This is a genomic window from Streptomyces sp. NPDC005963 (assembly GCF_040638655.1).
In the GTDB taxonomy this organism is placed as follows: Bacteria; Actinomycetota; Actinomycetes; order Streptomycetales; family Streptomycetaceae; genus Streptomyces.
The window spans coordinates 208,256-218,401 of record NZ_JBEXVD010000011.1 but is presented as its reverse complement, the minus strand read 5'-3'; the positions used below and the strand labels follow the sequence as shown (position 1 = coordinate 218,401).

Here is a 10,146-nt window from a genome sequence, read left to right as displayed (position 1 = left end):
CGTCAGGACGCCTTCCTACGGGAGGGCGCGGCCCGTGGGGAGACGGTGTTGCCGTACGCGCCCACACGCGTCGGCAGGATGTTGGAGCCCTTCGGAGACGGGGGCCGCAAGAAGTGGCCCGTCCAGTGCGTGGCGGACTACTACCACCTGGACCGGCTCACCTACGCGGAGCGCCTGCCGTAGGGACGGCGGCGGAGTCAGTGCACGACCGTGGGCGCGGGCACGGTCTGCTCGGGAGCCGCGTACCGACCGCCGATGCCCCACGCCTGGTGCATCGATTCAGCGAAAGCCGCCGCGATCTTGTGTTCGCCCGAGGGGCTCGGATGCGTGCCGTCGTAGGTGTCCGAGTCCAGCGCGTACGACGGCGGGCGCGGGGCCAGCAGGATCGGTGACCCGGGCGCGTCGAGATCGGCGACCGCCGCGGCGAGCAGCGCGTTGAAGCGGTCGCACTCCGCGGCGAAGGGCGCGTCCGTGCGGGCCCGTACGTTCGGTATGACGGGCAGCAGCACCATCCGCACGGCCGGAGCCGCGGCACGGGCCTCGGCGATGAACCGGCGGGTGTTCACCACGGTCTGTCCGCTGTTGGTGTAGAAACCGAGGTCGATCAGTCCCAGCGAGACCAGCAGCACGTCCGGCCGGTGCTCGGCGATCGTCGGACCGATGACGGGGGCCATGTGCAACCAGCCTTCGCCCCAACCGGCGAGGTGGCGGCGGGCCGCGGCCGGAAAACCGGGGTCGGCGTGCTCGGCGGTGAGCGGGTCGGCAGCCTCCGGTACGTACAACTCCGAGCGCGGGCCCACGATCTCGTACGCACCGTCGAAGGTCGCTTCGAGGTGCTGCCACATGCGGTAGCGCCAGGTGTGATCGCCGGCGCGCCCGATGGTCATGCTGTCGCCGACGAACAGAAAACGCATGGGCGCCATCATCGCCGATGGCTCCGCCCGGCTGCGATGTGAGCCCTGCCACGGCCCCGTTCCGGGACCGTTCGTCAGGGGCTTGGCCATGATGGCCCCGACCGTCCGGGGCGATGATCAGATCGATGCACTCAGAGGCCGAATGCACCCGCCCGGGATGGCAGGCTGGGTACATGCGCTCGCTCCCGTACGCCACCGGTGCCGCAGCCCTGCTGCTGCTCACGGTCCTCGCCCCCCCCGCCGCCGCCGAGGACAAGAGCTTCACGATCAAGGACACCAGGATCAAGGAGTCCAGCGGCCTCGCCGCCAGCCGGGCCCATCCGGGGGTGTACTGGACGCACAACGACCAGGACGAGCCACGGGTCTTCGCGGTCGACTCCAAGACGGGGGAGACGCTCGCCACCGTCACGCTGCGCGGCGTGGGCAAGCCCCGGGACATGGAGGCGATCTCGATCGGCCCGGACGGCAACGTCTACGTCGGCGACATCGGCGACAACCTCAACGGCAGTTGGTCCCACGTCTGGATCTACACCTTCCCCGAGCCGAAGGCCCTGCGGGACATGACCGTGAGCGCGACCCAGTACACCGTGAAGTACGCGGACGGCGCCCGCAACGCGGAGGCGATGATGGTGCACCCGCGGACCGGGCGGGTCTACATCGCCTCCAAGAACGAGGACGGCGGCGGACTGTACGAGGGCCCGGCGAAGCTCACCACCGCGGGGACCAACACCTTCCGTCGGATCGGCGAGGTGCCCTGGGTGACGGACGGCGCGTTCTCCCCGGACGGCGACGAACTGGTGCTGCGCTCGTACTTCAGCGCCCGCGGCTACGCCTGGAAGGACGGCCGCCTGGGCGCGGACCACCGGGTCAAGGCCCCGATCCAGGGCCAGTCGGAGTCGGTGTCGTACACGGTCGACGGATCGGCGCTGATGTTCGGTACCGAGGGGGAGCAGAGCGAGGTGGAGCGGGTCGAGGTCGAGAAGAAGAACGGTTCCGACAAGACCGGTGGCTCCCCGGCCGGAGCGGACAGTTCGGCGACCGGTGGCGGTGCGGGCGAGACGTCCAACACGACCTACGGGGTGATCGGGATCGCCGCCGTGGTGGCGCTGGTGCTGGCGGTCAAGCGACTGCGGCGCAGCGGCGACTGAACCCGGCCGCCCGCCCCGCTGTCACACGGCGGGGCCTCTCAGCCCTTCGGCCGGTCCCCGGCCTCCCCGCTGCGGACACGCTCGCTAACCAGCACTTCGAGACCGTCCAGCAGTCGGCCGAGCCCGAACTCGAAGTGGTCGAAGTCCTCGCTGAAGGTGTCGTCCGCGAGTGCGGCCATCCGCGGGTAGTCCCCGCTCTGCATGGCCCGGGTCAGGAAGGGTTCCTGGCTCTTCCAGAAGTCCTCGTGGCTCATGCCCGTGGCGTCCGCGGCCTCTTGGCCCTCCGTCTCCATACGGGCGATGCCCTGGACGAAGCTCTGGGTCGCGATGATCACCGAGATCAGCTCGGCATCGCGCAGGCCCATGCCCGAGAGGCAGGTGAGCGCGGCCTCCAGTGACCGTACGGCACTGGGGCCGAGGACGGTCCTGGCCTGGTTGACCTTGAGCAGCCAGGGATGGGCCCGGAAGAGGGCGAGATAGCGGCGGGCCAGCGAGTCGAAGGCGTACCGCCAGTCCACCGGCTCCTCGGGGTCGGGCAGCGGGCCGGGGTCGGTCACCCGGTCCAACATGAGGTCGAGCAGTTCGGCCTTGCCGGGGACGTACCGGTACAGACTCATCGTCCCGGTGCCGAGTTCGGTGGAGAGCCGGCGCATCGAGAGCGCGGCGAGCCCCTCCGCATCGGCGAGTTCGACGGCCGCCGTCACGATCTGATCGAGGGAGAGCCCTGGTTTGGGGCCGCGGGTGGGTCGCTCGCCAGAGCCCCAGAGGAGCTCCAGGGTGCGCGCCACATCGCCGGAGCCACTCGTTTCGATCGTCATGAGCCCACTTTAAACGGCCTGTTCCCGATTGCTCATTTGAAACTGAGTACGGTGTACCCTCTTGTGAGTACGGCGTACGCGAATAGTGTGCGCGGTGCCTTCCCCTGCCTGTGTCCGTCTGTGTCTGCCTGCACCTGCTTGATCTGCCTGTACCTGCCCCGCCCGCTCGTTGCTTGGAGGAAGCCGTGACCGACCACGCCGTACACGCCCGAGGACTGGAGAAGAGGTACGGCGAGAAGCACGCGCTCGCGGGCTTCGACCTCACGGTCCGCCTCGGAACCGTCCACGGTCTCCTCGGCCCCAACGGCGCCGGCAAGACCACCGCCGTACGCGTTCTGTCCACCCTGCTGAAGGCCGATGGCGGCCGTGCCCAGGTCGCAGGCTTCGACGTGGCGGACCAGGCGCGCCTGGTCCGCAGCCGCATCGGCCTCACCGGCCAGTACGCGGCCGTCGACGAGATGCTCTCGGGCCGGCAGAACCTGGAGATGTTCGGCCGGCTGTTCCACCTCGGCGGCAAGCGCGCCCGGCTGCGCGCGGTCGAACTCCTGGAGCAGTTCGACCTGGTCGAGGCCGCGGACAAGGGCGTCGACGGCTACAGCGGCGGTATGCGCCGCCGACTCGACCTGGCCGCCTCCATGATCCTCGCGCCCGACGTGCTCTTCCTCGACGAGCCCACGACCGGACTCGACCCGCGCGGTCGCGGCGAGGTGTGGAACGCCGTCCGCGAACTGGTCGCCCAGGGCACGACCGTCCTGCTGACCACGCAGTACCTAGAGGAGGCCGACAAGCTCGCCTCCCGCATCACCGTCATCGACCAGGGCCGGGCCATAGCCGACGACACCCCGGACGGACTGAAGAACACCGTCGGGGGCTCCCGCATCGAAGTCGTCGTCGAGGACATCGGCGAGATCGACGCCGCGGTGAAGGCCGTGGCCAGGGTCGCCGAGGGCGTCCCCGAGATCGACGAGGCGGAGCGCCGGGTGCACGCCGCTGTCACCGACCGGGTCGCGGCGCTCACCGATGTCGCCCGCACCCTCCAGGACCAGGGCATCGGCGTCGAGGACATAGGACTGCGCAGACCGAGCCTCGACGACGTGTTCCTGCGCCTGACCGGACACCGCACGGACAAGGAAGAGGAGGCCGCGGCATGAGCACCGACACCGACACCGCCATCGAGAGGCCGACCCGGGCGGGAACCGCGGGGAAGGTCAGCCTCGAACTCGACCACGCGGGGGAGCGCCGCCTCTACTGGGCCATCGCGGACTGCTGGACCGTCGTCCGCCGAGGTCTCCTCACCTACCGCCGCCACCCCTCGTACATCGCCTGGCAACTCGGCTTCCCGATCGTGTCCGTCTTGCTGTACGGATACGTCTTCGGCGGGGCGATGAAGGCACCGGAAGGCGGTGACTACCGCGACTTCCTGATGCCGGGCATGTTCGTGATGACCATGGCCTTCGGACTGATGAACACGGCGATCACCGTGGTCACCGACTCCAGCAAGGGGGTCATCGACCGGTTCCGCTCCATGCCGATGGCGCCTTCGGCCGTGGTCTCCGGGCGGGGCGTCAGCGACCTCCTGACCGCCGCCACCGAACTGACCATCCTGGCGCTCACCGCCCTGGCGATGGGCTGGCGCTCGGACGGCGGCGTACTGAAGACGCTGGCCGCGTTCGGACTGCTGTTGCTGCTGCGCTTCTGCCTGATCTGGATCGGCATCTTCCTGGGCCTGATCATCCCCAGCCCGGAGGCGGCCGGCGCCCTCTACGCGGTGATCTTCCCGCTGACGATGATCTCCAGCATCTTCGCCCCGCCCTCCTCCATGCCCGACTGGCTGGGCACGCTGGCGGCCTGGAACCCGATCTCGTCGACGGCGGGGGCCACCCGGGAGCTGTTCGGCAATCCGGTGGCGAGCGACGGCAGCTGGGTCCAGGACAACGCCCTGCTGATGGCCGTCGGCTGGCCCGTCCTGATCACGGCGATCTTCCTCCCCCTCGCGGTCCGCCGCTTCCAGCAACTCAGCCGCTGACCCGCTGACCGGACGGGCCCAGGGATACGGGGGGTCCCTGGGCCCGCCCCCTGCGCTCAAGCCTTGCGCTCAGCCGCCTTCAACAACTCCTCGACGGATTCCGCTCGGCGAGGACATCGGCCTCGTCAAGAAGGAGCCCTCGTTCGCCGTCACAGGCGTGCTCTGCCGCAGGCATAGGGGCCTTTCCGAGGTCGTCGGCACTGTTCAGAACACCCTGGCCGGCCGGTCCATCGAGTCGGTCCATGTCATCCCACGACCACCCCAATGAGTGAGCCCCGGCGGGGTTTGATCCCACCGGGGCTCACTCAAGACCGTCCGAGGACGAGGACGCGCTCAGGGCGTCACAGGTTCTCGATCACGTAGTCCACGCACGCCGTCAGCGCCTCGACGTCCGACGGGTCGACCGCCGGGAACATCGCCACGCGCAGCTGGTTGCGGCCCAGCTTGCGGTACGGCTCGGTGTCCACGATCCCGTTCGCGCGCAGCGCCTTCGCGATCGCGGTGGCGTCGATCTCGTCCGCGAAGTCGATCGTGCCGATGACCTGCGATCGCTTCGCCGGGTCCACCACGAACGGGTTGGCGTGCTTCGACGCCTCGGCCCACCCGTACAGCGCCTGAGAGGAGGCCGCCGTACGACCCACCGCCCAGTCCAGACCGCCCTGCGAGTTGATCCACTTCAGCTGCTCGTTCAGCAGGAAGAGGGTCGAGAGCGCGGGGGTGTTGTACGTCTGGTTCTTCAGCGAGTTGTCGATCGCGGTCGGCAGGCTGAAGAACTCGGGCACGTGCCGGCCCGAGCCGTGCACCCGTGCCGCACGCTCCAGGGCGGCGGGGGAGAACACGCCGATCCACAGGCCGCCGTCCGCCGCGAAGCACTTCTGCGGGGCGAAGTAGTAGACGTCCGTCTCGGTGATGTCCACCGGCAGACCGCCGGCGCCGGACGTGGCGTCCACCAGGACCAGCGCGCCCTCGTCGGCGCCCGCCACCCGCTTGATGGGGGCGGCGACACCGGTCGAGGTCTCGTTGTGGGTGAAGGCGTACACGTCGACGCCCGCTTCGGCCGTCGGCTCCGGGTGGGTGCCCGGGTCGGAGGAGATCACGGTCGGTTCAGCCAGCCACGGCGCCAGCTTGGCGGCCTTGGCGAACTTGGAGGAGAACTCGCCGAACGTCAGGTGCTGGGACTTGTTCTCGATCAGCCCATGGGTAGCGATGTCCCAGAAGGCGGTCGATCCGCCGTTGCCGAGGATCACCTCGTAGCCGTCGGGGAGCTGGAAGAGGTCGCGTACGCCCGAGCGCACTTCGCCGACCAGGTTCTTGACCGGTGCCTGCCGGTGGGAGGTGCCCAGGAGGGACGTGCCGGTGGCGGCGAGGGCGTCCAGCGCCTCCGTACGCACCTTGGAGGGGCCCGCGCCGAAACGGCCGTCGGCGGGCTTGATGTCAGCGGGAATCTGGATATCAGCCACGCACTGGAGCGTAACGGCTCTCGGATCGGGAGTGCCGGGGGGTCCGTCGGCTGAGACGGACGGACGTCGCGCCCGCTCAGGAGGGGTGCCAGGGGGCGGGTGCCCTGGCGGGGGCCTCAGCGCTTCTGGTGCAACGCCAGTGCGTGGAGGTGTTCCACCAGGGCGATCAGGACGAACTTGCTGGACGAGTGGTCCCGTGCGTCGAACTCCACCATCGGCACCTCGGGCCCCAGCGCCAGCGCCCGGCGGATGTGGTCGTCGCTGTGGAGGGGTCCACCGAAGTCGTTCACCGCCACGATGAAGGGCATCCCGTGGTGCTCCAGTCGGTCCAGCGCGTACCAGGCGTCGGTCAGCCGGCGCGTGTCGACCAGGAGGACCACTCCCATCGTCCCCGACAGCAGCCGCTCCCACAGGAACCAGAACCGCTCCTGTCCCGGGGCGCCGAAGAGGTACAGGGTGCTGCGGGTGTCGATGGTGATGCGACCGAAGTCGAACGCGACCGTGGTGGCGCTCTTCGAGCTGACGCGGCTGGTGTCCTCCAGCTGCCGACCCGCCCGGCTCATCACCTCTTCCGTGTGCAGCGGACGGATCTCGCTCACCGAGCGGACCATCGTCGTCTTGCCCACTCCGAAGCCGCCGACCACGACGACCTTCAGGGCGTTCTCGCTCACGCCGGGGAGTTCCGGGCGTACTTCTGCGGGGTGGACCGCTCGCATGGCGCGGGTCATCGCTTTCGTGCGGTGCCGGTCATCGAGTGTTTGCCTTCCGAGGGGTGGCGGGGGCATAACTGGAGCCGCTGGTTCCTGATCAAGTGAACGTCACTATAAGAGGGTTGACGATCACTTTGGTGTCTACCCCTGGGCTTTGCCAAGAGTGCTGCGGACGCAATGGTCTCAACCGGCATGTTTCCTAACCGTACGGCAGAACCGGGCCGGGCATCCTGGGACCCATGGCCGAACAGCGATACCTACCCGATCCCGCGAGCGCCACCGAGCTGGCGCGGGAGCTTCGCGCGGCCGTCCGCGGCGAGGTGGACTTCACCTCCGCGGCCCGTGCCTTGATGACCATGGACGCATCCAACTACCGTCGGGTTCCCGTCGGCGTGGTCAGCCCGCGGGACGCACAGGACGTGGCCGCCGCCCTGGAGGTGTGCCGCCGCTTCCGCACGCCCGTGGTCCCGCGCGGTGGCGGTACGTCAATCGCCGGGCAGGCGACCGGCGTTGGCGTCGTGTTCGACTTCAGCCGACATATGAACGCCCTCCTCGACGTGGACGCACACGACCGTACGGCCGTGGTGCAGCCGGGCCTGGTCCTGGACGCCCTGTGCGATGCCGTACGGCCCCTGGGACTCACCTTCGGACCCGACCCCTCCACCCACTCCCGCTGCACCATCGGCGGGATGATCGGCAACAACTCCTGTGGGGCCCACTCCGTCGCCTGGGGGACCACCGCCGACAATGTCCGGGAAGTGACGGTCCTCAGCTATGCGGGAACCCGGCACCGTCTCGCCAGGGGCGGGAGCGACCTGCCCGTCGGCGTGCGCGAACTGATCGACGCCGACCTCGCGCTCCTGCGCACCGGCTACCCCGCCGACCTGCCCCGACGCATCTCCGGATACGCCCTGGACGCACTGCTGCCCGAGAACGGGCGCGACGGCGCCCGGGCGTTCTGCGGCAGCGAAGGCACGTTGGGCGTGCTTACGGAAGCGACCGTACGACTGGTCGAGGCGCCCGCCGCCCGGGCGCTCGCCGTGCTCGGCTACCGTGACGAGGCCACCGCGGCGGAGGCGGCGGCCGGACTGCTGCCCCACGGACCCCTGACCGTCGAGGGGATGGCCGACGACCTCGTCCCCGAAGGACACGGACTGCCGCGCGGCGCCGCCTGGCTGTTCGTCGAGGTCGGCGGCGCCACCCCCGCCGAAGCGAGGTCCCGGGCCCAGGCTGTGCTGCGGGGCGCGGACGCACTCGACGGGACGGTCGTGACGGACCGGGCCGGCATGAGGGCCCTGTGGCGCATCCGTGAGGACGCCGCAGGGACCGCCACCCGCACCCCCGACGGTTCGGAAGCCTGGCCGGGGTGGGAGGACTGCGCGGTGCCGCCCGCCCGGCTCGGCCCCTACCTCCGGGAGTTCCGCGCCCTGCTCGCCGCGCACGGCCTGCGCGGCACCCCCTACGGCCACTTCGGCGAGGGCTGCGTCCATGTCCGGATCGACTTCGACCTGCTGAGCACCCGCGGAGTGGCCGCCTACCGGAGGTTCTCCCTGGAACTGGCGGACCTCGTCGTCGCCCACGGCGGCTCGCTCTCCGGCGAACACGGCGACGGCCAGGCCCGCGCCGAACTGCTGCCCAGGATGTACGGGGACGAACTGGTCTCCCTCTTCACTCGGTTCAAGGACACCTGGGACCCCGACGGCGGTATGAACCCCGGCATGTTGGTCCGCCCCGACCCGCTGGACGCCAATCTGCGGTTCGCCGTGCTGCCCCGCACCCCCCTGGAGTCCACCGCCTTCGCCTACCCGGCCGACGGCGGCGACTTCACGGGAGCGGTACGCCGCTGCGTGGGCGTCGCCAAGTGCCGTACGACCACGGTCGCCGGGCCCTCGGTGATGTGCCCCTCCTTCCGGGCGACCGGCGAGGAGGCCCACTCCACCCGCGGGCGGGCCCGACTCCTGCACGAGATGCTGGCCGGAGACGTCATCCGCGACGGCTGGCGCTCCCCGGAGGTGCGGGACGCCCTCGACCTCTGTCTGTCCTGCAAGGGCTGCCGCAGCGACTGCCCGGTGGGCGTGGACATGGCCACGTACAAGGCCGAGTTCCTCCACCACCACTACCGGGGCCGCCTGCGCCCCGCATCCCACTACGCGCTCGGTCGGCTGCCCGCATGGCTGCGGATCGCCGCGCCCCTGGCCCGCCCCCTGAACGCCCTCGCCCGGGTGCCGGCGCTGGCCGGGATCGCCAAACGACTGGCCGGCATCGCACCGGAACGCGACCTACCGGAACTCGCGGTCGAACGCTTCGACCAAGACGCACCCGCGCCCGAGGAGCCCGGCACACTCCTGTGGCCCGACACCTTCACCACGTATCTGAACCCCTCGGCGGGCGTCGCCGCCCTGCGCGTCCTGACCGCGGCCGGACTGGCACCGCTGGTGCCGCGCGGCCGGATCTGCTGTGGACTCACCTACGTCTCCACCGGTCAACTCGACCGGGCCCGCGAGGTGATGGTCCGCACTCTGGACGTGCTGGAGCCCCTGTACGCCGCCCTGGGGCCCGACCTCCCCGTCACCGTCCTGGAACCGAGCTGCGCGGCGACGCTCCGCACCGACCTCCCGGAGCTGCTGCCGAACGACCCCCGGGCCGAGCGTCTCGCCTCCGCGATCCGCACCTTCGCCCAGACCTTTGAGGAAAACGCCCCGCACTGGGACCCGCCGGTGCTCGACCGTGCGGTCGCCGGGCAGACCCACTGCCACCAGCACGCGGTGCTCGGGGACGCAGCCGAGCGCCGACTGCGCGAACGCGCGGGGCTGCGCGGTGAACTCAGCGGCGGCTGCTGCGGCCTGGCCGGCAACTTCGGATTCGAGAAGGGCCACTACGAGGTGTCGGTGGCCTGCGCCGAAGAACAACTGCTCCCCTCGGTCCGCACGGCAGGACCGGACGCCGAACTGCTGGCGGACGGCTATTCCTGCCGCACGCAGCTGGCCCAACTCGCCGATGTGCGAGCCAGGCATCTGGCGGAGGTCCTGGCTGACGGCCTGGAACCCGAGGAGAGCTGAGGAAACACCCG

General features: G+C 70.2%; 8 protein-coding genes and 1 pseudogene. 5 read left to right on the top strand and 4 right to left on the bottom strand.

Annotated elements, in window-relative coordinates; genetic code table 11:
- Window positions 1-183 (top strand): annotated as a pseudogene (locus ABZ348_RS17935) (hypothetical protein); the annotation flags it as partial.
- Window positions 184-197: 14 nt separating this feature from the next.
- Here the strand turns inward: ABZ348_RS17935 and ABZ348_RS17930 are convergent.
- Entirely contained in the window at window positions 198-914 is a 717-nt protein-coding gene (locus tag ABZ348_RS17930) for a GDSL-type esterase/lipase family protein (protein ID WP_358934009.1), read from the bottom strand.
- 173 nt (window positions 915-1,087) lie between these two features.
- Between ABZ348_RS17930 and ABZ348_RS17925 the strand changes: the two genes are divergently transcribed.
- Complete coding sequence (locus ABZ348_RS17925) at window positions 1,088-2,062, top strand: WD40 repeat domain-containing protein (RefSeq protein WP_358934007.1); 975 nt, start codon at window positions 1,088-1,090, stop codon at window positions 2,060-2,062.
- A 38-nt stretch (window positions 2,063-2,100) separates the two neighbouring features.
- Here the strand turns inward: ABZ348_RS17925 and ABZ348_RS17920 are convergent, their stop codons facing one another.
- Window positions 2,101-2,880, bottom strand: coding sequence for a TetR/AcrR family transcriptional regulator (locus tag ABZ348_RS17920; RefSeq protein ID WP_358934005.1), 780 nt, complete (start codon window positions 2,878-2,880; stop codon window positions 2,101-2,103).
- A gap of 185 nt (window positions 2,881-3,065) precedes the next feature.
- Here ABZ348_RS17920 and ABZ348_RS17915 point away from each other — a divergent pair, with 185 nt between their 5' ends.
- Both ABZ348_RS17915 and ABZ348_RS17910 read left to right on the top strand, forming a co-directional pair.
- A complete protein-coding gene (locus ABZ348_RS17915; protein WP_358934003.1) occupies window positions 3,066-4,031 on the top strand; it encodes an ATP-binding cassette domain-containing protein in 966 nt (321 codons plus the stop codon).
- Window positions 4,028-4,906, top strand: a complete 879-nt coding sequence (locus tag ABZ348_RS17910; protein ID WP_358934001.1) for an ABC transporter permease — start codon at window positions 4,028-4,030, stop codon at window positions 4,904-4,906. The genes ABZ348_RS17915 and ABZ348_RS17910 overlap by 4 nt, the downstream gene beginning before the upstream one ends.
- 341 nt (window positions 4,907-5,247) lie before the next feature.
- Here ABZ348_RS17910 and serC read toward each other — a convergent pair whose 3' ends face one another.
- Together serC and ABZ348_RS17900 are read right to left on the bottom strand one after the other, a co-directional pair.
- Window positions 5,248-6,366, bottom strand: a complete 1,119-nt coding sequence (gene serC / locus ABZ348_RS17905; RefSeq protein ID WP_358933999.1) for a phosphoserine transaminase — start codon at window positions 6,364-6,366, stop codon at window positions 5,248-5,250.
- Window positions 6,367-6,482: 116 nt separating this feature from the next.
- Window positions 6,483-7,082: an ATP/GTP-binding protein gene (locus ABZ348_RS17900; protein WP_358933997.1), complete on the bottom strand. Its 600-nt coding sequence runs from the start codon at window positions 7,080-7,082 to the stop codon at window positions 6,483-6,485.
- A gap of 233 nt (window positions 7,083-7,315) precedes the next feature.
- Here ABZ348_RS17900 and ABZ348_RS17895 point away from each other — a divergent pair, with 233 nt between their 5' ends.
- The gene (locus ABZ348_RS17895) at window positions 7,316-10,135 is read left to right on the top strand and encodes an FAD-binding and (Fe-S)-binding domain-containing protein (protein WP_358933995.1); all 2,820 of its coding nucleotides are present in this window, start codon (window positions 7,316-7,318) and stop codon (window positions 10,133-10,135) included.
- Window positions 10,136-10,146 lie beyond the last annotated feature (11 nt).